Annotated in this window: 19 protein-coding genes and 3 pseudogenes; 15 read left to right on the plus strand and 7 right to left on the minus strand. The window is 62.5% G+C overall.

Translation table 11 applies throughout. The features are described 5' to 3' along the window. Nucleotides 1-11 precede the first annotated feature (11 nt). The 4 genes from PSH84_RS21945 to PSH84_RS21960 all read left to right on the plus strand — a co-directional run bounded on the left by PSH84_RS21945 (nucleotide 12) and on the right by PSH84_RS21960 (nucleotide 3,921). Entirely contained in the window at nucleotides 12-980 is a 969-nt protein-coding gene (locus PSH84_RS21945; RefSeq protein ID WP_305467500.1) for a TRAP transporter substrate-binding protein, read from the plus strand. 76 nt (nucleotides 981-1,056) lie between these two features. Then, a complete protein-coding gene (locus tag PSH84_RS21950; RefSeq protein ID WP_042730808.1) occupies nucleotides 1,057-1,584 on the plus strand; it encodes a TRAP transporter small permease in 528 nt (175 codons plus the stop codon). Then, a complete protein-coding gene (locus tag PSH84_RS21955) occupies nucleotides 1,584-2,864 on the plus strand; it encodes a TRAP transporter large permease (RefSeq protein WP_305467502.1) in 1,281 nt (426 codons plus the stop codon). Before PSH84_RS21950 ends, PSH84_RS21955 begins: the two co-directional genes overlap by 1 nt. A 187-nt stretch (nucleotides 2,865-3,051) precedes the next feature. Then, entirely contained in the window at nucleotides 3,052-3,921 is an 870-nt protein-coding gene (locus PSH84_RS21960; RefSeq protein WP_305481792.1) for an aldose 1-epimerase, read from the plus strand. A gap of 137 nt (nucleotides 3,922-4,058) precedes the next feature. Here the strand turns inward: PSH84_RS21960 and PSH84_RS21965 are convergent, their stop codons facing one another. Beyond that, entirely contained in the window at nucleotides 4,059-4,859 is an 801-nt protein-coding gene (locus PSH84_RS21965; protein WP_305467505.1) for a sulfite exporter TauE/SafE family protein, read from the minus strand. Between the two features lie 137 nt (nucleotides 4,860-4,996). Here PSH84_RS21965 and PSH84_RS21970 point away from each other — a divergent pair, with 137 nt between their 5' ends. Beyond that, nucleotides 4,997-5,860, plus strand: coding sequence for an MBL fold metallo-hydrolase (locus PSH84_RS21970; RefSeq protein WP_305467506.1), 864 nt, complete (start codon nucleotides 4,997-4,999; stop codon nucleotides 5,858-5,860). Between the two features lie 637 nt (nucleotides 5,861-6,497). On the opposite strand, the gene bkdR is transcribed toward PSH84_RS21970, so the two are convergent. Further along, nucleotides 6,498-6,986, minus strand: coding sequence for a Bkd operon transcriptional regulator BkdR (bkdR, locus tag PSH84_RS21975; RefSeq protein ID WP_003202929.1), 489 nt, complete (start codon nucleotides 6,984-6,986; stop codon nucleotides 6,498-6,500). Nucleotides 6,987-7,178: 192 nt separating this feature from the next. On the opposite strand from bkdR, the gene PSH84_RS21980 reads away from it, so the two are divergent. The 5 genes and pseudogenes from PSH84_RS21980 to PSH84_RS22000 all read left to right on the plus strand — a co-directional run bounded on the left by PSH84_RS21980 (nucleotide 7,179) and on the right by PSH84_RS22000 (nucleotide 13,405). Continuing rightward, nucleotides 7,179-8,414 (plus strand): 3-methyl-2-oxobutanoate dehydrogenase (2-methylpropanoyl-transferring) subunit alpha, encoded by a 1,236-nt coding sequence (locus PSH84_RS21980; protein ID WP_305467508.1) that lies wholly within the window; start codon nucleotides 7,179-7,181, stop codon nucleotides 8,412-8,414. A 1-nt stretch (nucleotide 8,415) separates the two neighbouring features. Further along, complete coding sequence (locus PSH84_RS21985) at nucleotides 8,416-9,474, plus strand: alpha-ketoacid dehydrogenase subunit beta (protein WP_018605866.1); 1,059 nt, start codon at nucleotides 8,416-8,418, stop codon at nucleotides 9,472-9,474. After that, nucleotides 9,475-10,743, plus strand: a complete 1,269-nt coding sequence (locus tag PSH84_RS21990; protein ID WP_305467509.1) for a dihydrolipoamide acetyltransferase family protein — start codon at nucleotides 9,475-9,477, stop codon at nucleotides 10,741-10,743. 3 nt (nucleotides 10,744-10,746) lie between these two features. Continuing rightward, nucleotides 10,747-12,128, plus strand: a pseudogene (lpdA, locus tag PSH84_RS21995) (dihydrolipoyl dehydrogenase). A 257-nt stretch (nucleotides 12,129-12,385) separates the two neighbouring features. Next, nucleotides 12,386-13,405: a branched-chain amino acid aminotransferase gene (locus PSH84_RS22000; RefSeq protein WP_122566297.1), complete on the plus strand. Its 1,020-nt coding sequence runs from the start codon at nucleotides 12,386-12,388 to the stop codon at nucleotides 13,403-13,405. Nucleotides 13,406-13,620: 215 nt separating this feature from the next. Here the strand turns inward: PSH84_RS22000 and PSH84_RS22005 are convergent, their stop codons facing one another. After that, nucleotides 13,621-14,550, minus strand: a complete 930-nt coding sequence (locus tag PSH84_RS22005) for a DMT family transporter (RefSeq protein WP_305467513.1) — start codon at nucleotides 14,548-14,550, stop codon at nucleotides 13,621-13,623. A gap of 109 nt (nucleotides 14,551-14,659) precedes the next feature. On the opposite strand from PSH84_RS22005, the gene PSH84_RS22010 reads away from it, so the two are divergent. Then, nucleotides 14,660-15,454 (plus strand): AraC family transcriptional regulator, encoded by a 795-nt coding sequence (locus tag PSH84_RS22010; protein WP_122566295.1) that lies wholly within the window; start codon nucleotides 14,660-14,662, stop codon nucleotides 15,452-15,454. Nucleotides 15,455-15,567: 113 nt separating this feature from the next. Here PSH84_RS22010 and PSH84_RS22015 read toward each other — a convergent pair whose 3' ends face one another. Further along, a complete protein-coding gene (locus tag PSH84_RS22015) occupies nucleotides 15,568-16,323 on the minus strand; it encodes an ArsR/SmtB family transcription factor (RefSeq protein ID WP_305467514.1) in 756 nt (251 codons plus the stop codon). 82 nt (nucleotides 16,324-16,405) lie between these two features. On the opposite strand from PSH84_RS22015, the gene PSH84_RS22020 reads away from it, so the two are divergent. Next, the gene (locus PSH84_RS22020; RefSeq protein ID WP_305467515.1) at nucleotides 16,406-17,521 is read left to right on the plus strand and encodes a cytochrome P450; all 1,116 of its coding nucleotides are present in this window, start codon (nucleotides 16,406-16,408) and stop codon (nucleotides 17,519-17,521) included. Nucleotides 17,522-17,536: 15 nt separating this feature from the next. Here the strand turns inward: PSH84_RS22020 and PSH84_RS22025 are convergent, their stop codons facing one another. Continuing rightward, on the minus strand, nucleotides 17,537-17,878 hold the full coding sequence (locus PSH84_RS22025; protein WP_305467517.1) for an FKBP-type peptidyl-prolyl cis-trans isomerase: 342 nt from the start codon (nucleotides 17,876-17,878) through the stop codon (nucleotides 17,537-17,539). A 145-nt stretch (nucleotides 17,879-18,023) separates the two neighbouring features. Between PSH84_RS22025 and PSH84_RS22030 the strand changes: the two are divergent. Then, nucleotides 18,024-19,090: pseudogene (locus PSH84_RS22030) on the plus strand (M4 family metallopeptidase). After that, nucleotides 19,090-19,414: pseudogene (locus PSH84_RS22035) on the plus strand (protealysin inhibitor emfourin). Before PSH84_RS22030 ends, PSH84_RS22035 begins: the two co-directional pseudogenes overlap by 1 nt. Nucleotide 19,415: 1 nt before the next feature. On the opposite strand, the gene PSH84_RS22040 reads toward PSH84_RS22035, so the two are convergent. After that, nucleotides 19,416-19,724: an RcnB family protein gene (locus PSH84_RS22040; RefSeq protein WP_122566291.1), complete on the minus strand. Its 309-nt coding sequence runs from the start codon at nucleotides 19,722-19,724 to the stop codon at nucleotides 19,416-19,418. 199 nt (nucleotides 19,725-19,923) lie between these two features. Here PSH84_RS22040 and PSH84_RS22045 point away from each other — a divergent pair, with 199 nt between their 5' ends. Continuing rightward, nucleotides 19,924-21,024 carry a DNA alkylation repair protein gene (locus PSH84_RS22045; RefSeq protein ID WP_305467520.1) on the plus strand — a complete coding sequence of 367 codons (1,101 nt, stop codon included), beginning with the start codon at nucleotides 19,924-19,926 and terminating at the stop codon, nucleotides 21,022-21,024. A gap of 7 nt (nucleotides 21,025-21,031) precedes the next feature. On the opposite strand, the gene PSH84_RS22050 is transcribed toward PSH84_RS22045, so the two are convergent. Continuing rightward, nucleotides 21,032-23,110 carry a putative bifunctional diguanylate cyclase/phosphodiesterase gene (locus PSH84_RS22050; protein WP_305481794.1) on the minus strand — a complete coding sequence of 693 codons (2,079 nt, stop codon included), beginning with the start codon at nucleotides 23,108-23,110 and terminating at the stop codon, nucleotides 21,032-21,034. Nucleotides 23,111-24,051: the final 941 nt, after the last annotated feature.

Below are 24,051 nucleotides of genomic sequence, written 5' to 3' on the forward strand. Positions count from 1 at the left end.
GGAGATTGACCATGAATTTCAAACGCACGCTTCTGATCGCAGCCCTGCCCCTAGCCTTCCTGGCCCAGGCGGCGCATGCCCTCGACATCAAGATCGCCGACATCCACCCCAAGGGCTACCCGACCGTGGTCGCCGAGGAATCCATGGGTAAAACCCTGGAAAAGGAGAGCAACGGCGAGCTGAAGTTCAAGTATTTCCCGGGTGGCGTACTGGGTTCTGAAAAAGAAGTCATCGAGCAGATGCAAGCCGGCGCGATCCAGATGTCCCGGGTCAGCCTGGGGATCGTCGGCCCCGTGGTGCCGGACGTGAACGTATTCAATATGCCATTCATCTTCCGCGACCAGGCCCACATGCGCGCCGTCATCGACGGTGAAGTCGGCGACGCGATCCTCGATCGGATCACTAACTCCGAATTCGGCTTGGTGGCCCTGGCCTGGATGGACGGCGGCACGCGCAACCTCTATACCAAGAAGCCTGTGCGCAAGCTCGAAGACCTCAAGGGCATGAAGATTCGCGTCCAAGGCAACCCGATGTTCATCGAGACCATCAATGCCATGGGCGGCAACGGTATTGCGATGGACACCGGCGAGATCTTCAGTGCCCTGCAGACCGGCGTGATCGACGGCGCGGAAAACAACCCGCCGACCATGCTTGAGCACAACCACTACCAGAATGCGAAGTTCTACAGCCTGACCGGTCACCTGATCCTGCCCGAGCCGATCGTGATGTCGAAAATCACCTGGAACAAGCTCACACCAGAGCAGCAGGACATGGTGAAAAAAGCCGCCAAGGCCGCCCAGGCAGAAGAGCGCGTGCTGTGGGACAAGAAATCCACCGCCAGTGAAGAAAAACTCAAGGCCGCCGGCGTCGAGTTCATCACCGTCGACAAGAAACCTTTCTACGACGCCACCGCACCGATCCGGGCCAAATACGGCGCGCCGTATGCCGACCTGATCAAGCGTATCGAAGCGGTCCAGTAATACCTCTCGATCTGTACTCACGAAAAGGCTGGGCGCGCCCGCGGCTAAAAGGCGCGCCCGGTTACGGTGGAACCCGATGAAGAATTTGCTGCTGCGTATCAACGACACGATTTACATGACTTGCATCTGGGTGGCCGGCCTTTCTGTCCTCGCCGTTGCACTGATGATTCCGTGGGGGGTGTTCGCCCGCTACGTACTGGGTACTGGCTCAAGTTGGCCGGAGCCCACCGCCATCTTGCTGATGATCGTATTTACCTTCATCGGCGCCGCTGCCAGCTACCGCTCCGGCTCGCACATGGCCGTGGACATGGTCACCAGCCGCCTGCCACCGCACTGGCAAACCTTGGCTTCGGTTTTCACCCAACTCTTGATGGCGGCGGTGTGCATTTTCATGACCATCTGGGGCACCAAGCTGTGCATGACCACCTGGAATCAATTCATGAGCGCCATCCCCACCCTGCGCGTCGGCATCACCTACATGCCGATCCCGATCGGTGGTTTCCTGACCCTGATTTTTGTCCTGGAAAAACTATTGCTGGGTGATCAAAGCAAGCGTCGGGTCGTGCAGTTCGATCTGGTTGAAGAAAACGAAGGTGCCGCTTAATGGACGCGCTGATTCTGCTGGGCAGTTTTTTGTTGTTGATCCTGATCGGCATGCCGGTGGCCTACGCGCTGGGCGCTGCCGCCCTGATCGGGGCGTGGTGGATCGATATTCCGTTCCAGGCCATGATGATCCAGGTAACGGGCGGGGTGAACAAATTCTCGTTGCTGGCCATCCCGTTCTTCGTGCTGGCCGGTGCGATCATGGCCGAGGGCGGCATGTCCCGCCGACTGGTGGCATTCGCCAGTGTGCTGGTGGGGTTCGTGCGCGGTGGCCTGTCATTGGTCAACCTCGTGGCCTCGAGTTTTTTTGGCGCGATCTCCGGCTCCTCGGTGGCCGATACGGCCTCGGTCGGCTCGGTGCTGATCCCGGAAATGGCACGCCGCGGCTATCCGCGTGATTACGCCACCGCCGTCACCGTCAGTGGCTCGGTGCAAGCACTGCTGACACCGCCCAGCCATAACGCGGTGCTGTACTCCCTCGCCGCGGGCGGCACCGTCTCCATCGGTTCGCTGTTCATGGCCGGCATCGTCCCCGGCATCATGATGAACCTCTGCCTGATGGCGCTGTGCCTGGTCTTCGCGAAAAAGCGCAATTACCCCAAGGGCGAAGTGATTCCCCTCAAGCAAGCGTTGAAGATCTGCCGGGAAGCCATGTGGGGCATGATGACCTTGTTCATCATCCTTGGCGGCATTCTCTCGGGTGTTTTCACCGCCACCGAATCGGCCGCCATTGCCGTGGTGTGGGCGTTCTTCGTGACCATGTGCATCTATCGCGACTACAAGTGGAGCGAGTTGCCGAAACTGATGCACCGTACGGTACGCACCATCTCCATCGTGATGATCCTCATCGGCTTCGCCGCCAGCTTCGGCTACATCATGACGCTGATGGAAATTCCGGCGAAAATCACCACCGCATTCCTGACACTGTCGGACAACCGTTACGTGATCCTGATGTGCATCAACGTCATGTTGCTGCTGTTGGGCACCGTGATGGACATGGCGCCACTGATCCTGATCCTGACGCCGATCCTGATGCCGGTGATCGTGGGCATCGGTGTGGACCCGGTGCAGTTCGGCATGATCATGCTGGTGAACCTGGGTATCGGCCTGATCACGCCACCGGTAGGCGCGGTGTTGTTCGTTGGTTCCGCCATCGGCAAGGTCAGCATCGAAAGCACCGTCAAGGCGCTGCTGCCGTTCTACGCCATGCTGTTCCTGGTGCTGATGCTCGTGACCTACGTCCCTGCCATTTCGCTGTGGCTGCCGCACCTGGTGTTGTAACAGACAAGGATAGATCCCCTTGTGGGAGCAAGGCTTGCCCGCGATGAAAATGACGCAGTCTCCCAGGAAACCGAGGAGCCTGCATCGCGAGCAAGCTTTGCTCCCACAAGTCCTCGCCACAGGGTTCGCACACAGGAATCCGGCTTTCCCCACAACAGTTTTTTCAACCTTGCAAAACAAGGCCATCATGACGCCGCCCCTTCTCCACCTCGAAGACGACTTCACCCGCCTCACCCTGGCCCCGCACCTGGGCGCCAATCTGGTTGAATGGACATTGCGCAGCACCGGCGCCCCCCTGCTGCGCCCGCCCGCGCCGCAAGCGCTGGAAAACGGCCTGCCGGGCAAACTCGGCTGCTTTCCGTTGATCCCGTGGTCGAACCGGATCGCCCAAGGCGGTTTCGACTGCCCCGGCGGTTGGCTGGCCCTGAACGCCAACAGCCTTAACGATCCGTTCCCGATCCATGGCAGCGCCTGGCAGCAACCGTGGCAAGTGATCGAGCAAAGCGCCCAGGAAGTGTTGTTGCAACTCAACAGCCAATCCCCGTTCGCCTATTGCGCCAGCCTGCGGATTCGCCTCAGCGGCGGCCAATTGCAGATCGCAATGTTCGTCACCCACATGGCGAAGCAGCCCGCCTGGCATGGGCTGGGCTTGCATCCGTATTTTCCGCGCACCGCCCGCACGCGCCTGCAAACCCGGGCGAGCGAAGTCTGGAAATGCGATGCCAGCAAGCTGCCTACGGAGCTGAGTGTTATTCCTGCCGAGTGGGATTTCCAGGAGACCCGGGCGCTGCCCGATACACTGGTGGACAATGGCTTCGGTGGCTGGGACGGCGATTGCCTGATCCAGCAACCGGACCTGGGGTATGAACTGCAATGCCGCGCCAGCGGTAGCACGTACTTCTTGCTGTACTGCCCCGTAGGCCTGGATTTCTTCTGCATCGAACCGGTCAGCCATCCGGTCAATGCCCATCACCTGCCTGGACGGCCGGGGCTGCGTTTGCTGGAGCAAGGGCAGTCAGTGACGTTGGGGTTTTCGATGCAGTGTCGGTTGCTCTAACGCCCACATCCCTGTGGGAGCAAGGCTTGCCCGCGATGCAGGCACCTCGGTTTCCCGGTAGACCGCGTCACCTTCATCGCGGGCAAGCCTTGCTCCCACAGAGAGGGCGCTCGTCACAAAGGGTCTGCGTAGAGAAGCTAAGCCCGCACCAGCATGAATACCGCCACCCCCAGGCACACCCCGGCAAACCCCACCTGCAACGCCCGGGCCGGGACCTTGGTCGACACTCGCCGCCCGAGCACCATCCCGACGATGCTCGCCGCAATGAACACCGCCCCGACCCGGTCGATGCTCACCCCGGCATGAAACGCACCGACCACGCCAATCAGCGAAATCAGGCTGATGACCATCAACGAAGTCGCGACGATCCCGCGCATCTGTACGTCGGTCAATTGCTTGAACGCCGGCACGATCAGGAAGCCGCCCCCCACGCCCAGCAGCCCCGAGACCAGGCCCGTCACCGCGCCCAATGCAGACAGTGTGGCCGTGCATCGGGCAGTCCAGGCCAGGCGCCCGGTCTCGCGGTCAAGCATGCAATTCTTCTGGCCCCAACTGGCCGCGCCATGATCGCTGGGCCCCGCTTGTGGCGTTTCCCGCCGCAACATGCGCGCCGCCACCAGCACCATCAACAGGCTGAACAGCATCATCAGGATTTTTTCCGAGAGCTGATGGGCGAGGTAGATGCCCATCGGCGAAAACACCGCGCCCAGCAACGCAATCAGCAGGGCCGCACGGTAGCGCACCAGGCCATGGCGCAGCCCATCGATGGCGCCCACCGCCGCCGCGCTGCCCACCGCGAACAGCGCCACCGGCGCGGCCTCGGTCATGCTCCACCCCAGGCCCAACACCAACGCCGGCACCGCCAGGATGCCGCCGCCCGCCCCCGTAAGGCCCAGGACCAGCCCCATGACCACACCAAAAAAACTTGCCAGTAACATTCAGGTTCTCTCAAGCCGCGCACACCTGTTGGCAGGTGCGATCGCATTTGCAGGACGCCTTGGCCCTCACTAAGCTGCGGACCATATGTTGTAACCTCAAGCGTAGCAACCGCTTCTTCCCGCACAGGTCCGCTGTCATGCCCGCGCAGATCCAAAGTTTTCTCGACCCCGCCTCCAAGACCTATACCCACGTCGTGTATGAACACGACGGCGGGCAGTGCGCGGTGGTCGACCCAGTGCTCGACTACGACCCGGCTTCGGGCCGCAGCGGCACCGAACAGGCTGATCGGGTGATCGCTTTCGTGAAGGAACATCAACTGACGGTGCAATGGCTGCTGGAAACCCACGCCCATGCCGATCACCTGTCCGCCGCGCCTTATCTGCGGCGAGAGCTGGGCGGCAAGATCGCCATTGGCGAGTCCATCGGCCAGGTGCAGAACGTGTTCAAGACGCTGTTCAACCTGGAGCCGCACTTCGCCGTCGACGGTTCGCAATTCGACCACCTGTTCGCGCCCGACGAGTCCTTCCTGATCGGCAACCTCAAGGCCACCGCCCTGCACGTGCCCGGCCATACCCCGGCGGACATGGCCTATCTGATCGACGGTGATGTGATCCTGGTGGGCGACACGCTGTTCATGCCCGACGTAGGCACCGCCCGTTGCGACTTCCCCGGCGGCAATGCCCATCAGCTCTACGCCTCGATCCGCAAGCTGCTGGCGTTCCCTGCCGGGGTGCGACTGTATGTATGCCACGACTATCCACCGGAGGAGCGCGAGCCCCACTGCATAAGTACCGTGGGTGAGCAGCGCCAGCACAACATCCATGTTCGCGATGGCATCGATGAAGCCTCGTTCGTGGCCATGCGTACCCAGCGCGACAAGACACTGGGCATGCCGACGCTACTGTTGCCGGCGATCCAGGTGAATGTGCGCGCCGGGCACCTGCCGCCGGCTGAGGACAATGGCGTGACCTACCTGAAGATTCCGATCAACCAGCTCTAGATGCTTGGGGGCTGCTGCGCAGCCCAGCGGGAGCAATCTCTGACCACAGCGGTGGGTCTGCTTGTGCGGAGGTTGGAGGTGAAGCAGGCTCGCTCCCACAGGAATCGGCGGCGGACGCAGTACCCGACAACACCACAAATCCCATGTGGGAGCGAGCTTGCTCGCGATGGCGGTGGGTCTGCTTGCAGCGATATTGAATGTGCCGCCGCCATCGCGGGCAAGCCTTGCTCCCACAAGAATCGGCGGCGGACGCAGTACCCGACAACACCACAAATCCCATGTGGGAGCGAGCTTGCTCGCGATGGCGGTGGGTCTGCTTGCAGCGATATTGAATGTGCCGCCGCCATCGCGGGCAAGCCTTGCTCCCACAAGAATCGGCGGCGGACGCAGTACCCGACAACACCACAAATCCCATGTGGGAGCGAGCTTGCTCGCGATGGCGGTGGGTCTGCTTGCAGCGATATTGAATGTGCCGCCGCCATCGCGGGCAAGCCTTGCTCCCACAAGAATCGGCGGCGGTCGCAGTACCCGGCAACACCGAAAATCCCTGTGGGAGCTGAGCTTGCTCGCGATGGCGGTGGGTCTGCTTGCATCATTGTTGAATGACAGCTAGCTCCCTCAGGGACTGGTCTTTTGATCAGGTTCCCAAGGTCAATCCATTGGCCGGCAACGGCAGCGCGGTCTTGTAGCGCACCTGCTTGAGGGCAAAGCTTGAGCGGATGTTCGCCACGCCCGGGACCTTGGTCAAAAAGTCCATCATGAACCGCTCCAGCGACTGGATGGTCGGCACCAGCACGCGGATCAGGTAATCCGGATCACCGGCCATCAAGTAGCATTCCATCACCTCCGGCCGGTCGGAGATGGCCTCTTCGAAGTGCTGCAACGCCTCTTCCACCTGCTTCTCCAGGCTCACATGGATGAACACGTTGACGTGCAATCCCAGCAGGTCGGCGTCCAGCAGCGTGACCTGCTCGCGGATCACCCCCAGCTCCTCCATCGCCCGGACGCGGTTGAAGCACGGCGTCGGCGACAGGTTGACCGAACGGGCGAGATCCGCGTTGGTGATACGGGCGTTTTCCTGAAGGCTGTTCAGAATGCCGATGTCGGTGCGATCCAATTTACGCATGAGACAAATAATCCTGCTTTTTATCGTTGTGCAGATTTTTTATCTGCAAATGATCTGAACAGCAAGCTAACAGAGAAAAATATTCTTCTTCGTCGAGCCTATGATTGTTGTAGGACAATTTCCCGTACCCGGGGAAATTCGTCAGCTAGCGCGCCCACTACAAGAAATTCACAAGATCGAGCGTAGAAAGCCATGAACCCAGCGTACGAACCGCTACGCCTGCACGTCCCCGAACCCTCGGGCCGTCCCGGCTGCAAGACCGACTTTTCCTACCTGCATCTGTCCGATGCCGGCACGGTGCGCAAACCACCCATCGACGTCGAACCCGCCGACACCGCCGACCTGGCCCGCAGCCTGATCCGCGTGCTCGACGACCAGGGCAATGCCCTAGGCGACTGGGCCACGGACATCCCCGTCGAGATCCTGCGCAAAGGCATGCGTGCCATGCTCAAGACGCGCATCTACGACAACCGCATGGTGGTCGCCCAGCGTCAGAAAAAGATGTCGTTCTACATGCAAAGCCTTGGCGAAGAAGCCATCGGCAGCGCCCAGGCCCTGGCGTTGAACATCGACGACATGTGCTTCCCCACCTACCGCCAACAAAGCATCCTGATGGCCCGCGAGGTGCCGCTGGTGGACCTGATCTGCCAACTGCTGTCCAACGAGCGCGATCCGCTCAAGGGCCGGCAATTGCCGATCATGTACTCGGTCAAGGACGCCGGTTTCTTCACCATTTCCGGCAACCTCGCTACGCAATTCATCCAGGGCGTGGGTTGGGGCATGGCCTCGGCGATCAAGGGCGACACCAAGATCGCCTCGGCCTGGATCGGTGACGGCGCCACCGCCGAATCGGACTTCCACACCGCTCTCACTTTCGCCCACGTCTACCGGGCGCCAGTGATCCTCAACGTGGTCAACAACCAGTGGGCAATCTCCACCTTCCAGGCCATTGCCGGTGGTGAAGCCACGACGTTCGCCGGACGCGGCGTCGGTTGCGGCATCGCCTCCCTGCGTGTCGATGGCAACGATTTCATGGCGGTCTACGCCGCCTCGCGGTGGGCCGCCGAACGCGCCCGCCGCAACCTCGGGCCGGCGCTGATCGAATGGGTCACCTACCGCGCCGGCCCGCACTCCACCTCGGACGATCCCTCCAAGTACCGCCCCGCCGACGACTGGAGCCACTTCCCGCTGGGTGATCCGATTGCGCGCCTCAAGCAGCACATGGTGAAAATCGGCCACTGGTCCGAAGAGGAACATGCCACGGTCAGCGCCGAACTCGAAGCCGAGGTGATCGCCGCACAGAAGGAAGCCGAACAGTACGGCACCCTCGCTGGCGGGCAGATTCCAAGCGCCGCGACCATGTTCGAAGACGTCTACAAAGAGATGCCGGAGCACTTGAAGCGCCAGCGTCAGCAGTTGGGGATCTGACATGAACGATCACAACAACAATATTGCGTTGGACACCGCCATGACCACTACCACCATGACCATGATCCAGGCCCTGCGCTCGGCCATGGACGTGATGCTCGAGCGCGACGACAACGTCGTGGTGTTCGGCCAGGACGTGGGTTACTTCGGTGGCGTGTTCCGCTGCACCGAAGGCCTGCAGAACAAATACGGCACCTCGCGGGTGTTCGACGCGCCGATTTCCGAAAGCGGTATCGTCGGCGTGGCGGTGGGCATGGGTGCCTATGGCCTGCGCCCGGTGGCCGAGATCCAGTTCGCCGACTACGTCTACCCAGCGTCGGACCAGATCATTTCCGAGGCGGCGCGCCTGCGCTATCGCTCGGCCGGCGAGTTCACCGCGCCGATGACCCTGCGCATGCCCTGCGGCGGCGGCATTTATGGCGGCCAGACCCACAGCCAGAGCATCGAGGCGATGTTCACCCAGGTCTGCGGGCTGCGCACCGTGATGCCGTCCAACCCTTACGACGCCAAGGGCCTGCTGATCGCCTCCATCGAAAACGATGACCCGGTGATCTTCCTCGAACCCAAGCGCCTGTATAACGGCCCGTTCGACGGCCACCACGACCGCCCGGTAACGCCGTGGTCGAAACACCCTTCGGCGCAGGTGCCGGACGGTTATTACACCGTACCGCTGGACGTCGCCGCCATCACCCGTCCGGGCAAGGACGTGACGGTACTCACCTACGGCACCACGGTCTACGTCTCCCAAGTGGCGGCCGAAGAAACCGGCATCGACGCCGAAGTCATCGACCTGCGCAGCCTCTGGCCGCTGGACCTTGAGACCATCGTCAAATCCGTGAAGAAGACCGGCCGCTGCGTGGTCGTCCACGAAGCCACCCGCACCTGCGGTTTCGGCGCCGAGCTGGTGTCGTTGGTGCAAGAACATTGCTTCCACCACCTGGAAGCGCCCATCGAGCGTGTCACTGGTTGGGACACCCCCTACCCGCATGCGCAGGAGTGGGCGTATTTCCCAGGGCCGTCCCGTGTGGGCGCGGCGTTGAAACGGGTCATGGAGGTCTGAATGGGCACGCACGTTATCAAGATGCCGGACATTGGCGAAGGCATCGCCGAAGTTGAACTGTCGGTGTGGCACGTCAAGGTCGGCGACATGGTGGTCGAAGACCAGGTGTTGGCCGATGTCATGACCGACAAGGCGATGGTGGACATCCCTTCGCCGGTGCATGGCCGGGTCATCGCCCTGGGTGGCGAGCCCGGTGAAGTCATGGCGGTGGGCAGTGAACTGATCCGCATTGAAGTCGAAGGTGCGGGTAACTTGAAAGAATCGGCCCAACCGGCTCCTGCCGCCGCGGCTGCGCAGGCACCGAAGCCGGCGCCAGTGGCCACGCCTGAACCGGTGCTGGAAAAAATTGCCGTGCCCCGCCCGGCTGCGCAAGCCCCGGTGGCCCGCGATCCCGACGAGCGTCCATTGGCCTCGCCGGCCGTGCGCAAACACGCGCTGGACCTGGGCATTCAATTGCGCCTGGTCCAGGGCAGCGGCCCCGCCGGACGGGTCCTGCACGAAGACCTCGAAGCCTACCTGGCCCAGGGTTCGTCGACCCCGGCCAAGGGCGGTTCGGGTTATGCCGAGCGCCACGACGAGCAGCAGATCCCAGTGATCGGCATGCGCCGCAAGATCGCCCAGCGCATGCAGGAGGCAACCCAACGCGCCGCCCATTTCAGCTACGTCGAGGAAATCGACGTCACAGCCCTGGAAGAGCTGCGGGTTCACTTGAATGAAAAACACGGCGCCAGTCGCGGCAAGCTGACCCTGCTGCCGTTCCTGGTCCGTGCGTTGGTGGTGGCCCTGCGGGACTTCCCGCAGATGAACGCGCGCTACGACGACGAGGCCCAGGTCATCCACCGTTCGGGTGCCGTGCATGTTGGCGTCGCGACCCAGAGCGATGTGGGCCTGATGGTGCCAGTGGTGCGTCACGCCGAGGCCCGTACGCTGTGGGACAGCGCGACGGAAATTTCACGCCTGGCCACGGCGGCCCGCACGGGCAAGGCCAGTCGCGATGAGCTGTCCGGCTCGACCATCACCCTGACCAGCCTCGGTGCCCTCGGCGGCATCGTCAGCACGCCGGTGCTGAACCTGCCGGAAGTGGCGATTGTCGGCGTGAACAAAATCGTCGAGCGGCCCATGGTGATCAAAGGCCAGATCGTGATCCGCAAGATGATGAACCTCTCCAGTTCCTTCGATCACCGGGTGGTCGACGGCATGGACGCGGCGCAATTCATCCAGGCCCTGCGTGGTCTGCTCGAACAACCCGCCACCTTGTTTGTGGAGTAAGCCATGCAGACTTTGAACACCACGCTGCTGATCATCGGCGGCGGTCCTGGCGGTTACGTGGCGGCGATCCGCGCCGGCCAGTTGGGCATCCCGACCATCCTGGTGGAAGGCCAGGCGCTGGGCGGCACTTGCCTGAACATCGGTTGCATCCCGTCCAAGGCATTGATCCATGTGGCCGAACAGTTCCACCAGACCCGGCACCATAGCCAGGGCTCGGCCTTGGGCATCACCGTGGCGGCGCCAACGCTGGACATCAACAAGAGCGTGGAATGGAAGGACGGCATCGTCGATCGCCTGACCACCGGCGTCGCGGCATTGCTGAAAAAGCACAAGGTCCAGGTCATTCAGGGCTGGGCCAAGGTGATCGATGGCAAGACAGTCGAGGTCGGATACCCGCATCCAGTGCGAACACCTGCTGCTGGCCACCGGTTCGAAAAGCGTCAACCTGCCGATGTTACCCGTGGGCGGGCCGATCATTTCCTCCACCGAAGCCCTCGCCCCCACCTCGGTGCCCAAGCACCTGGTGGTGGTCGGCGGTGGTTACATCGGCCTGGAACTGGGCATTGCCTACCGCAAGCTCGGCGCCGAGGTCAGCGTGGTCGAGGCCCAGGAGCGGATCCTGCCGGCGTACGACGGTGAGCTGACGCAACCGGGTGCACGAGGCGCTCAAGCAGTTGGGCGTGAAGCTGTACCTCAAGCACAGCGTCGAAGGTTTCGATGCCCAGGCCAGTACCTTGCAAGTGCGTGATCCCAATGGCGAGACGCTGAACCTGGACACCGACCGGGTGCTGGTGGCCGTTGGTCGCAAACCCAACACCCAGGGCTGGAACCTTGAAGCACTGGACCTGGCGATGAACGGTTCGGCGCTGAAAATCGACAGCCGTTGCCAGACCAGCATGCGCAATGTCTGGGCCATTGGCGACCTGAGCGGTGAACCGATGCTTGCCCACCGGGCCATGGCCCAGGGCGAGATGGTCGCCGAGTTGATAGCCGGCCAGCACCGGGAATTCAACCCGACCGCCATCGCTGCGGTGTGCTTCACCGATCCGGAACTGGTGGTGGTCGGCAAGACGCCGGACGAAGCCAAGGCGGCCGGGCTGGACTGCATTGTGTCGAGCTTCCCGTTCGCCGCCAACGGTCGGGCCATGACCCTGGAATCGAAAAGCGGTTTCGTGCGGGTCGTGGCGCGCCGGGATAATCATTTGATCGTCGGCTGGCAAGCGGTTGGCGTCGGCGTGTCGGAGCTGTCCACCGCATTTGGCCAGTCCCTGGAAATGGGCGCGCGCCTGGAGGACATCGCCGGCACCATCCACGCCCATCCGACGCTGGGCGAGGCCGTGCAGGAAGCGGCGTTGCGGGCGTTGGGGCATGCGTTGCATCTGTGATTCAGGGGAGTTGGTGGTGTGAGTGAGGGCCCCTTCGCGAGCAAGCTCGCTCCCACAGGGAATTGCGTTCGCGTGAACGACCGAGATCACCTGTGGGAGCGAGCTTGCTCGCGATTTTCAAGAACACCATCATTTATCTGCCTGCCCCTTATCGTGCGGGCTGCGAAACAACCCCGGAATGAAGTATTGTTGTCCCCATCCAAAAAACGTCAGAAGCCTTGAACCGTTTCGACGGTTGTTAAGAAATAGAGGGTGTCATGGGTAACGAGAGCATCAATTGGGACAAACTGGGCTTTGACTACATCAAGACCGACAAGCGCTACCTGTCGCACTGGCGCGATGGCGCCTGGGACGCGGGCACCCTGACCGACGACAACGTGCTGCACATCAGCGAGGGCTCCACCGCCCTGCACTACGGTCAGCAGTGCTTCGAAGGCCTGAAGGCCTATCGCTGCAAGGACGGTTCGATCAACCTGTTTCGCCCGGACCAGAACGCCGCCCGCATGCAGAACAGCTGTGCCCGTCTGCTGATGCCGCACGTCGACACCGAGCAGTTCGTCGAAGCCTGCAAGCAAGTGGTCCGCGCCAACGAGCGCTTCATCCCGCCTTACGGTACTGGCGGCGCGCTGTACCTGCGTCCGTTCGTGATCGGCGTGGGTGACAACATCGGCGTGCGCACCGCACCCGAGTTCATCTTCTCGATTTTCTGCATCCCGGTCGGCGCCTACTTCAAGGGCGGCCTGACCCCGCACAACTTCCTGATCTCCAGCTTCGACCGCGCCGCCCCACAAGGCACCGGCGCGGCCAAGGTCGGTGGCAACTACGCCGCCAGCCTGATGCCCGGCTCCCAGGCCAAGAAGGCCAGCTTCGCCGACTGCATCTACCTGGACCCGATGACCCATTCGAAAATCGAGGAAGTTGGCTCGGCCAACTTCTTCGGCATCACCCACGACAACAAATTCGTTACCCCAAAATCCCCTTCGGTCCTGCCGGGCATCACTCGCCTGTCGCTGATCGAACTGGCCAAATCGCGCCTGGGCCTGGAAGTGATCGAAGGCGACGTGCTCATCGACAAGCTCTCGGATTTCAAGGAAGCCGGCGCTTGCGGTACCGCTGCGGTGATCACCCCGATTGGCGGCATCAGCTACAAGGACAAGCTGCACGTGTTCCATAGCGAAACCGAAGTCGGCCCGATCACCCAGAAGCTCTACAAAGAGCTGACCGGCGTGCAGACCGGCGACGTGGAAGCACCGGCTGGTTGGATCGTCAAGGTCTGATCCAAGCCCTTCCAGGCACCTGAAGGCTTTTTTGTGGCGCGGGGATTTATCCCCGCTCGAGTGCGAAGCGCTCGCTTGGTTTTTGTGACTCACACAAGTACTAGGGGTTGCTTCGCAACCCAGCGGGATAAATCCCCTCGCCACAGAGATTGCGCGGCCTCAAAAAAAAGCCCACTCCTGCTTCAGCAGGGGTGGCTTTTTTACATTTCGTTCAGTTACTCCCGCCGCAACACCAGCCATCGCCCCCAACGCTGGCGAAACCATCCATAACCGCTGACCAGCAGAATCCCACTCAATACCAAAGCCGCGCCAACGATGAAGTTCGGCTCCAGCGGCTCATCCAGCAACCAGACACCAAAACCGATGCCGAACAACGGCGTCATGAACGACAGCACCCCCAATTGCGACGCGAGGTAGCGGCGCAGCAGGGAAAACCAGATCAGGAAACTGGCGAAGGACACCAGCAACACCTGGAATGCCAGGCTGGCGATGAGTTGCGGCGTGGGGGTGATCGTCGTTTGCCCCAGAGCCACCGACATTCCGATCAGCAGTACCCCGGCGCCAACCAGTTGGTAGAGCAGCGTCTGGCTGGCCGGCAGATTCGTCAACCGCGAACAGCGTACCGTCACCGTGGTTGCGCCCCACAGCGCGCCGGCCAGCAAGCCCATGCCATCACCGAGCAACGAGCTGCCGTTCGGCGCCCCCGAGCCTCCGCTGAAGGCCACCACGATCCCGCCGAATGCAACCGCGATGCCCAACCACTGCGCCGGTTTGAGGCGTTCGCTCGGCAATCTCCAATGCAAGCCGAGGGCGGCGAACATCGGCGCGGTATAGAGGAAAATCACCATGTGCGAAGCCGTCGTATGCCGCAGGCCTTCGCCCACCATTACGAACTCCAAGGCAAACAACAACCCCACCAACAGGCCCGGGCGCCAACTGCCATCGGCCAGGGACAGGCGTTCACCGCGCACCAGCACCAACAACCAGACCAGCACCGCGGCGATGGCTGAGCGCACGCCCAGTTGCAGCATCGGCGCCATGTCGACGGCGCTGGCCTTGATCGCGACTTGCTGGAAACCCCAGATGGCACAGAGGCCGGTCATCAGGGCGCAGACCTGGCCATCCAGGGCGCGGCGGGTGGTCATGGGAAAGGTCCTTGGGCAGAAAGAGATGAAAGGATTGTCTGCCTGACACCTTTGCTGGATATAGTGATTACCCGACAAGCCATCCCGGTAATCCGCCATTGCGGTCGATATGCAGCCTCCAGCCCAACATCTGAAGATTCCTCCGTTCGACGCAGCCCTGCCCTCGCCGATCTACTTTCGCAGCGCCTGCATGCCGGCCCATGCGACTTACCCCCGGCACCGGCATGCCTGGGGTGAGTTCGTCTACTCCTACAGCGGGGTGATGGAAATCGAGATCGCCCAACATCATTACCTGGCGCCACCGCAGTACGGCATCTGGCTGCCACCGGACATGGAACACGTTGGATTCAATCGGCATGAGGCCTGCCATTGCTCGCTGTACCTGGCCGCCGAACTGTGCGACGCACTGCCTGCCGTGCCCTGTGCGCTGACCTTGAGCCCGCTGATTCGCGCGTTGCTGGAAGAACTGCGCAGCGACCCGCCAAGCCAGCCACAGACGCCCGAACAGCAGCGTTTGTTGCAGGTGCTGGTGGACAAGCTGGCGCGGGCGCCCCATGCCGGCAGCTACCTGCCCTCCTCGGATGATCCACTGCTGGGCCCCGTGCTGCGGGCCTTGGAGGCGAACCCCAGCGACCCGCGTTCCTTGCCGCAACTGGCCCGCGCCGCCAACACCACCGAACGCACGCTGATGCGCCGGGCCCAACGGGACCTGGGCATGTCCCTGGTGGAATGGCGCCAGCGCCTGAAAGTCATCGAGGCCCTGGCCCTGCTCGAACGTGGCCAGAGCGTGGAAACCATCGGCCTGGACCTGGGCTACAGCAGCGCCTCGGCGTTTATCAGCATGTTTCGCAAAATGATGGGTACCACGCCGGATGAGTATCGGCGCAGGCATATGGCTGGATGATGTGGGTGGTGCTCGCGATAGCGGTGGGTCAGTTTGCTAAGGCTTGAATGTTCCACCGTCATCGCGAGCAAGCTCGCTTCCACAGGGGGCTTGGGCGTTCATGGGTTTTGTGTTCAGCGCAGCTCCATTGTGGGAGCGAGCTTGCTCGCGATAGCGCCAGTGGGTTTGGCATCGATTTCGGCACTGACCCCAAACCGCCCCGCCATCGCCTTGCGGCCACTGGCCGTCAACCCCAGCGCCCGGCTGTCCAGGTCCTGGATTACCCATTTGCGCTTGATCGCCACTTGCAGCAACGCCGCGCCCAAGGCCCCGCCCAGGTGGGGGCGGCGCATGCTCCAATCCAGGCAAGGACAGGCGAATCGGCGGCGTTGCGTGGCGAGGTGCTGGACATCGACGCCCAATCCCTCGAACACCGCCTCACCGGATTCACTCAGCCGATAGCCCTCGCCCTCCATGTCCACCAGCCACCCGGCCTCGATCATGCGGTCATGCAGGCGCACCGCCAAGGTGCCGGCCATGTGGTCGTAGCAGGTGCGGGCAAATTGCAGGCGATCCGGTGTGCGCGGCGTGAACGTCGGCGTGGCGCTCTGGCCGATCACCATCAGCGCCTCAAGCGCCTGGGCCACGCGCGGGTCCGCCAGGCTGTAATAACGATGACGCCCCTGGACATGCAGGCGCACCAGGGCCATTTGCTTGAGTTTCGCCAGATGGGCGCTGGCGGTCGAGGCGCTGACCTCGGCGATGCTCGCCAATTCGGTACTGGTGCGGGCGTGGCCGTCCATCAGCGCACACAGCATCCGGGTGCGGGCCGGCTCGGCGATGGCTGCGGCCACGTGGGACACGCCCAGATCATGCTGTTCTGCGTTCATATTTCGCTCCCCGACGAATCAAGCCATGCATCGACTGGGGATAGTAGCAACACTTTCGCCCTCACGAACAAGGCCGCGCTTCATGGACCCGATCACCGCCGCGACACATCCCGACCCTTACCCTTTCTACGCCGCCCTGCGCGCTGCCGGCGGACTGGCCTTCGACCCTGTGTTGAACCTGTGGGTCGCCAGCAGCGCCGAGGCCGTGTGCGCGGTATTGCATCACACCGACTGCCTGGTGCGCCCGGTCCACGAGCCCGTGCCCAAGGCCATTGCCGAGGGCCCGGCCGGCCACGTGTTCGGGCACTTGATGCGCATGAACGAAGGTGAACGGCAGCGTTGCCCGAGGGCGGCGATTGCGCCGGCGTTGCAAGACACCACCCCCCGGCAGATCGAAGCATTGGTCAGGGCCCGTCGCCTCCAGGACGGCGCCGAAGGCCTGCACCAGGCTCAATTCATCGGGCCGGCCAGCGTGGTCGCGGCATTGCTCGGTTTCAGCCCGACGGGCAGCCGCCTGATCAGCGCATTGACCGGGGATTTCGTCGCCTGCCTGTCGCCCCTGAGCCAGGCGCCGCAACTGGATGCCGCGCACCGGGCCAGCGAGCAACTGACCAGGTTGTTCCAGGAGCGGATCGAGGCGCAGGACAATCCTTTATTGATGCGCATGGGGCAAGGCTTCGAAGCCGCGGACAGCAAAATCGCCAACCTGATCGGCCTGCTCTCGCAAACCTATGAAGCCACCGCTGGCCTGATCGGCAACGCGCTGCTGGCGCTGATCGGCGATCCGGCGTTACGTCAGGTACTGCGGGACGACCCGGCACAGGTCGGCCCGTTACTGGCCGAAGTCCAGCGTTTCGACGCGCCCGTGCAAAACACCCGCCGCTTCGTCGCCGCCCCTTGCGAACTCCTCGGCAGCGCATTGAACCCTGGAGAAACGATCCTGGTGCTACTGGCCTCAGCCAACCGCGACCCGCAGCTCAACACACAGCCGGACGTCCTGCTGCTCGACCGCCCAAACCGCCGCAGTTTCAGCTTCGGCAGCGGACGCCATGAATGTCCAGGCCAAACCCTGGCCATGGGCATCGCCCGCGCCACCCTGGCGATGATCCTTGAGGGCGAACCACCACTGGAGCGGTTGACCTGGCGCTACCGCCCTTCGGTCAACGCACGCATCCCGCTGTTCAGTGAGCGGTCATGACCCGCTCCAGCCCCCTCAATCGTCCTGGGTCAGGACTTCCAACAACTCGATTTCAAAGATGAGGTTGGCGTTGGGCTTGATATGGGCGCCCATGGACCGCTCACCGTAGGCCAGGTGGGCCGGCACCCACAACTTGCGCTTGCCACCAACTTGCATGCCCATCAGGCCCAGGTCCCAGCCCTTGATGACGCGACCGGTGCCAATCACGCATTGGAAGGGTTTGCCACGACTGTAGGACGAATCGAATTCGGTGCCGTCTTCGAGCGTGCCGCGGTATTGAGTGGTGATCAGCGCACCTTTGACTACGCTTTTGCCGTCGCCCTGTTGCAGGTCGATGATTTGCAGTTCTTCATTCATGGCATATCCCTCGTGTGATCCTGGCGCGGGGTTTTCGCAGAAATCAGCACGCATGGCAAACGTTGTCTGCCCCGCATCAGGGAACCGCGACGGCCTCTTCGGTTCACATGGGTATCGGCCCTGCATTTCAGATAAGGATTTTCTGATGATCGACTCTCGTCCACACCACAGTTTCATTCCTCCGTACATCCTCAATCGCATCATCGCCCACGGCTCCGAACAGCAACGCTCCAGCGCCCTCGGCACCTTGACCCACGTGCGCAGCCTGCGACACAACCCTGGCCCGCCCAGCGCCCCGCCCGCCGCGGCGGCGCTGCCCAAGCCCGGCAAGGCCGGACATCCGCAACGCAGCGTGCATGACGCCCAGAACAGCATGGAACTGCCCGGCCAGCCGGTGCGTCTGGAAGGCCAGCGGGCCAGTGGCGACCCGGCCGTGGACGAGGCCTACGATGCCCTCGGCGCCACCTATGATTTTTTCTGGAAGGTCCTGGGGCGTGACTCCATCGACAACAAAGGCTTCGCCCTGGTGGGCAGCGTGCATTACGGCCAGGGCTATGAAAACGCCTTCTGGAACGGCGCGCAGATGGTGTTCGGCGACGGCGATGGCGAAATTTTCCAGCGTTTCACCCGCTCCCTCGACGTGGTTGCCCACGAACTGGCCCATGGTGTCACTGAAAGCGAAGCCGGGTTGGTCTACGCCAACCAGTCCGGTGCGTTGAACGAATCCATCTCCGATGTGTTCGGTGTGCTGGTCAAGCAGTTCGTGCTCGAACAGACCGCCGACCAGGCCGACTGGCTGATCGGCGCCGACCTGCTCACCGACAAGATCAACGGCGACGGCCTGCGCAGCATGTCCAACCCCGGCAGCCAGGGCCTACGATGACCCGCTGCTGGGCAAGGACCCGCAACCGGCGCACATGCGCGAATTCGTGATTACCCGGGAAGACAACGGCGGCGTGCACATCAACTCCGGCATCCCCAACCGGGCCTTTTATCTGGTGGCGACCACACTCGGCGGATTTGCCTGGGGAAAAAGCCGGCCGGATCTGGTATGAAACCTTGTGCGACCGAAGACTGGCCAACGACGCGTCCTTCAGCGCCTTCGCCCGCCTGACCGTCGAGCACGCCCGCCAGCGCTTCGGCACGCGGGAAGTGCAGGCGGTACAGAACGGCTGGGCCCAGGTCGGCGTCGACCTGACACAGGAGAGCTGATGAAAACCCTTCCAGACCTCGACGACAAGGCCGTGGTACGGCTGTCGCGCCAGGGCGGCGTGGCCGCCATCCATGCACTGACCCGGCCACGGGAAATCGAGTTCGCCCAGTGCGACCTCGACCAGCGCACCCGCATCTGTTCGGTCTTGGAGGGCTGCCTGCCGCTGACCTCCTCCACGCCCGGGCGCGGCGACCAGCGGTTTTTCCAGATCGAGGTGCGTTATCGCGCCAACGACCAGGACGACGAGATGGTGCTGCAGGTGCCCGAGGACCAGGCACCCGGCGAGTTGGTTCACCTGTGGGGACAAAGGCGAAGTGCTCTGAACTAACGCGTGGCCGGCACGATCTTGACGATCGCGCCGGACACGGTTTCGATCAGCAGGTACTTGTCGTCGATATGCACCCATTGCTGCTCGTTTGTCGGCTGTTCGAGCTTCTTCTGTTTCCAGTCTTTCATGGCCCGGTCCGCACGCTGGTAGTCCGCTGGTACCCGGTCGTTCTCCACCAGCCTGCGGCCATTGCTCGGCGAATGCTCCAGGGCGTCTCCGGTTTTCTCGACCGCTTGCGCAACAGGCCCGAGGGCTCCGAGGCCGGCAATCAGGACCAGGCTGGCGATCAGGGTGGGTTTGCGCATAGAAAAAACTCCAGTTATTCGAGGGACTGAAACTGGGACTTCGCGGGCGGCAAATCATTCCTTAATTCCTGGAAACTCTCCTCTGCTTGTTCCTGGTGGCCCCTGTAGGAGCTGTCGAGCGGGAGCAAGCTCCCTCGCCACGGGTCGTGCATGGCATAGTGACAAGCCTGGACTACAACACTCGCCGGACGGCCCCACCATGAGCACCACCACTTCTTCCCCTGCCCTCAAGGAAATCTTCAACAACGCCCGCCTGGAGCACATCGCCGGCGAAATGCGTGCGGTGTACCCGGCATTCGACGCCAAGGCGTTCTTGCACATGGCCAACGACGGCCTGGCCGAGTTGTCGGTGATGCAGCGCATGGCCCGGGTCAGTGAGTGCCTGCACGCGGTGCTGCCCTTCGATTATGAAGCGTCGCTGGAGGTGCTGCGTGCCCTGGCCCCGCGTCTGAACAGCATGTTTGTCAGCATGTTCCTGCCGCACTACGTGGCGTCTTACGGTCGACATCACTTCGACATGTCGTTGGACGCGCTCCAGTATTTCACCCGGTTCGGCTCGTCGGAGTTCGCCGTGCGGCACTTCCTGCGCGACGACCTGGAGCGCACCCTCAAGGTCATGCACAGCTGGGCCCTGGACGCCAACGAGCACGTGCGCCGCCTGGCCAGCGAAGGCAGTCGACCGCGCCTGCCGTGGTCGTTTCACCTGGAGCCGATCCAGGCCAACCCCGACCTGGCCGCCGCGATCCTCGACACGCTCAAGGCCGACGACAGCCTTTATGTACGCAAATCCGTGGCCAACCACCTCAACGACGTCACCAAACAGCATCCCGATTGGGTACTGGACCAGATCGAAGGCTGGCCACTGCAAGACCGCCACACCGCATGGATTGCCCGGCATGCGCTGCGTAGCCTGATCAAACAAGGCAACCCCAGGGCACTGGGGGTCATCGGCGCCGGTGGCAAGGCGCAGGTCCAGGTGCTGGATTTGCAGGTGACGCCGGCGGTGATTCGCTTGGGGGAACAGGTCACGCTGTCCTTCACGGTGCAATCAACCCTCGAGCAGAGCCAGCGCCTGGTGATCGACTACGCCATCGACTACGTGAAAGCCTCGGGCGGCACCTCGGCCAAGGTCTTCAAGCTCAAGACCTTCGACCTGCCCGCCCTGGGTTGCGTCAACCTCAGTCGGTCCCAATACATTCGCGAGCTGACCACGCGCAAACACTACGCGGGCCGGCACGCCGTGCACCTGTTGGTCAACGGCGAGCGGCTGGGGAGCACGGCGTTCGATATCGTCTCCTGAGGGTGTATCAGGCCATCGCCACGGTTTTCGCCTGGCGAATCTCCTGCAGGACGCGCTCGGCCGGCAGCGGATGCCCCAGCAGGTAACCCTGCAACGAATCGCAGCCCAACTGAGTCAGGAAGTCCTGTTGCACATCGGTCTCCACGCCTTCGGCGACGATCCGCAGACCCAGGGCCTGGCCGAGGGCGACGATGGCCGAGACGATCGCCGCATCATCGCTGTCGTGCTCCAGGTCGCGCACGAAACCGCGATCGATCTTCAGCTCGTTGGCCGGCAGGCGCTTGAGGTACATCAGGCTCGAATAGCCGGTGCCAAAGTCATCGATGGACAGGTCCACGCCCATGTCCGAGAGCTGCTGCAGCACTGTCATGCTCGCGTCCGCATCGCTCATGGCGGTGGTCTCGGTGATTTCCAGGGTCAGGCTGTTGGCCGGCAGCTTATGCGTCTCCAACGCCTTGGCCACGCTCTGCACCAAGCCGGCGTGGCAGAACTGCAAGGCCGAGAGGTTCACCGCGATGCGCCAGTCGGTATAACCGAGCACGTACCATTCGCGCATCTGCCGACAGGCTTCGTTCAATACCCATTCGCCGATGGGGATGATCAACCCGGTCTTTTCTGCCAGGTCGATGTACGTGTCGGGCATCAACAAGCCCTGGGTCGGGTTGGTCCAGCGCAACAAGGCCTCGGCCCCGACCGGACGACCATTGGCCGCGTCGAACTTGGGCTGGTAATGCAGGCTGAACTGGCGCTGTTCGACGGCCAAGCGCAAGTCTTGCAGCAGCTGTAATTGCTTGCGGGCGTTGCTGTTCATCGAGGCGTCAAAAAAACTGTAGCCGTTTTTGCCGGCGCCCTTGGCGTGGTACATCGCCGCGTCGGCGTTCATCAGCAGCTCTTCGGCGCTCTGGCCGTTGCCGGGGTAAAGGGCGATGCCAACGCTGGCGGATATCTGCAAGTCATGCTCCGTCACCCGGAACGTGCGCCCGATCAAGCCGACCTGGCGTGCCGCCAGTCGCAGGGCATCGTCGGGCTCGGCCAGTTGCACCAGCAGCACGAACTCATCACCGCCGATCCGTGCCAGGGTGTCCTGGCTGCGCAGGTCTTCGCGCAGGCGCAGGGCCACGTCCCGCAGCAACAAATCGCCCATGTGGTGACCAAAGGCATCATTGACCGGCTTGAAACCATCGAGGTCGATAAACATCAAGGCGAAGCAGCCGCCCTGCTCTTGCACCCGATGCATGGCCTGGTCGATCCGGTCGGCCAGCAGCACACGATTGGGCAGTCCGGTGAGGGGATCGTGCAGGGCCAACTGGGTCAATTCCCGGTTGGCCCGGGTCAGGGACTGGGCCAGCTCGGCGGTGCGGGCTTCCAGGCGCGCATCGAGAATCGAGGTGAGCAAGGCAATGGCCAGCACCGCCAGGGTGGTGATCAACACCAGATTATCCAGGCCCTTGCCGCTCAAGCCGTCCAGCGAGCCACAAAAACTGCCTTCGCTGAACCGCGCCCCGGCCATGCCGGTGTAATGCATGCCGACGATGGCGATGCCCATGACCACCGCGGCGCCCGCGCGAGCCAGACGCACATGAGGGGTGTTCTGGCGCAGGCGAAAGGCAATCCACAGCGCCGCCGCAGACGCGCCGACGGCAATCACCAAGGAAGCCCCGAAGAACGTCGGGTCGTAATCGATGCCCGGCTGCATCCGCAGCGCGGCCATGCCGGTGTAATGCATGGCGCTGATCCCGGCGCCCATGATCAGCGCACCAAAGGCCAGTTGCCACGCCGGCAATCGCGGCTGGCTGACCAGCCACAGGGCGAAACCGCTGGAAAGAATGGCAGTCAGCAGTGACAGCGCGGTGATCGGTACATCGTAGCCAAGCTCTATCGGCAAGGTGAACGCCAGCATGCCGATGAAGTGCATGGACCAGATGCCCACCCCCATCGCCAGCGCGCCCCCGGTCATCCAGAAATGCGCGGCACGCCCCTGGGCGGTCGCGATACGCCCGGCCAGGTCCAGCGCGGTGTAGGAAGCCAGTACTGCAACAAACAAGGAAATCGAAACAAGGGCGGGGGAGTAACTGCCGATGAGCATGGTTTTTTCTCGTAACTGGAGAACCGGACTGCTTCCATGCCCGGTGGAGGCCGGCGATTGTACTGAATCCTGACAGGGACGCACGAACCAAATATCAAAAAGCCATCAAACCTGGAATATTTTCGACGAAAGACACTACGCCTAGCAGGGTGAATATTTTTTGTGAAGAGCATCAATCATCTGTTCACCGCAGATCCATTGTGGGAGCGAGCTTGCTCGCGAAAGCGGTGGGTCAGCTTGCTTCAGTGTCGAATATGCCGCCGTCATCGCGAGCAAGCTCGCTCCCACACTGGATCTCCTGTGAATATAAAACTTGTACCCGACCCAAATCCCCTGTGGGAGCGAGCTTGCTCGCGATAGCGGTGGGTCAGCTTGCACAGGTCTTGGATGGGCCGCCGTCATCGCGAGCAAGCTCGCTCCCACATTGGATCTCCTGTGAATATAAAACTTGTACCCGACCCAAATCCCCGGTGGGAGCGAGCTTGCTCGCGATAGCGGTGGGTCAGCTTGCACAGGTCTTGGATGGGCCGCCGTCATCGCGAGCAAGCTCGCTCCCACATTGGATCTCCTGTGAATATAAAACTTGTACCCGACCCAAATCCCCTGTGGGAGCGAGCTTGCTCGCGATAGCGGTGGGTCAGCTTGCACAGGTCTTGGATGGGCCGCCGTCATCGCGAGCAAGCTCGCTCCCACATTGGATCTCCTGTGAATATAAAACTTGTACCCGACCCAAATCCCCGGTGGGAGCGAGCTTGCTCGCGATAGCGGTGGGTCAGCTTGCACAGGTCTTGGATGGGCCGCCGTCATCGCGAGCAAGCTCGCTCCCACATTGGATCTCCTGTGAATATAAAACTTGTACCCGACCCAAATCCCCTGTGGGAGCGAGCCTGCTCGCGATGGCGGTGGGTCAGCCTGCGCACTGACCCAGAGCCGTTCAGCTA

The organism is Pseudomonas beijingensis (assembly GCF_030687295.1).
Classification (GTDB): Bacteria; Pseudomonadota; Gammaproteobacteria; order Pseudomonadales; family Pseudomonadaceae; genus Aquipseudomonas; species Aquipseudomonas beijingensis.

Coding starts and splice junctions, on each gene's coding strand:
- PSH84_RS21945 (WP_305467500.1), top strand. CDS start 12: ATGAATTTCAAACGCACGCTTCTGATCGCAGCCCTGCCCCTAGCCTTC.
- PSH84_RS21950 (WP_042730808.1), top strand. CDS start 1,057: ATGAAGAATTTGCTGCTGCGTATCAACGACACGATTTACATGACTTGC.
- PSH84_RS21955 (WP_305467502.1), top strand. CDS start 1,584: ATGGACGCGCTGATTCTGCTGGGCAGTTTTTTGTTGTTGATCCTGATC.
- PSH84_RS21960 (WP_305481792.1), top strand. CDS start 3,052: ATGACGCCGCCCCTTCTCCACCTCGAAGACGACTTCACCCGCCTCACC.
- PSH84_RS21965 (WP_305467505.1), bottom strand. CDS start 4,859: ATGTTACTGGCAAGTTTTTTTGGTGTGGTCATGGGGCTGGTCCTGGGC.
- PSH84_RS21970 (WP_305467506.1), top strand. CDS start 4,997: ATGCCCGCGCAGATCCAAAGTTTTCTCGACCCCGCCTCCAAGACCTAT.
- bkdR (WP_003202929.1), bottom strand. CDS start 6,986: ATGCGTAAATTGGATCGCACCGACATCGGCATTCTGAACAGCCTTCAG.
- PSH84_RS21980 (WP_305467508.1), top strand. CDS start 7,179: ATGAACCCAGCGTACGAACCGCTACGCCTGCACGTCCCCGAACCCTCG.
- PSH84_RS21985 (WP_018605866.1), top strand. CDS start 8,416: ATGAACGATCACAACAACAATATTGCGTTGGACACCGCCATGACCACT.
- PSH84_RS21990 (WP_305467509.1), top strand. CDS start 9,475: ATGGGCACGCACGTTATCAAGATGCCGGACATTGGCGAAGGCATCGCC.
- PSH84_RS22000 (WP_122566297.1), top strand. CDS start 12,386: ATGGGTAACGAGAGCATCAATTGGGACAAACTGGGCTTTGACTACATC.
- PSH84_RS22005 (WP_305467513.1), bottom strand. CDS start 14,550: ATGACCACCCGCCGCGCCCTGGATGGCCAGGTCTGCGCCCTGATGACC.
- PSH84_RS22010 (WP_122566295.1), top strand. CDS start 14,660: ATGCAGCCTCCAGCCCAACATCTGAAGATTCCTCCGTTCGACGCAGCC.
- PSH84_RS22015 (WP_305467514.1), bottom strand. CDS start 16,323: ATGAACGCAGAACAGCATGATCTGGGCGTGTCCCACGTGGCCGCAGCC.
- PSH84_RS22020 (WP_305467515.1), top strand. CDS start 16,406: ATGGACCCGATCACCGCCGCGACACATCCCGACCCTTACCCTTTCTAC.
- PSH84_RS22025 (WP_305467517.1), bottom strand. CDS start 17,878: ATGAATGAAGAACTGCAAATCATCGACCTGCAACAGGGCGACGGCAAA.
- PSH84_RS22040 (WP_122566291.1), bottom strand. CDS start 19,724: ATGCGCAAACCCACCCTGATCGCCAGCCTGGTCCTGATTGCCGGCCTC.
- PSH84_RS22045 (WP_305467520.1), top strand. CDS start 19,924: ATGAGCACCACCACTTCTTCCCCTGCCCTCAAGGAAATCTTCAACAAC.
- PSH84_RS22050 (WP_305481794.1), bottom strand. CDS start 23,110: ATGCTCATCGGCAGTTACTCCCCCGCCCTTGTTTCGATTTCCTTGTTT.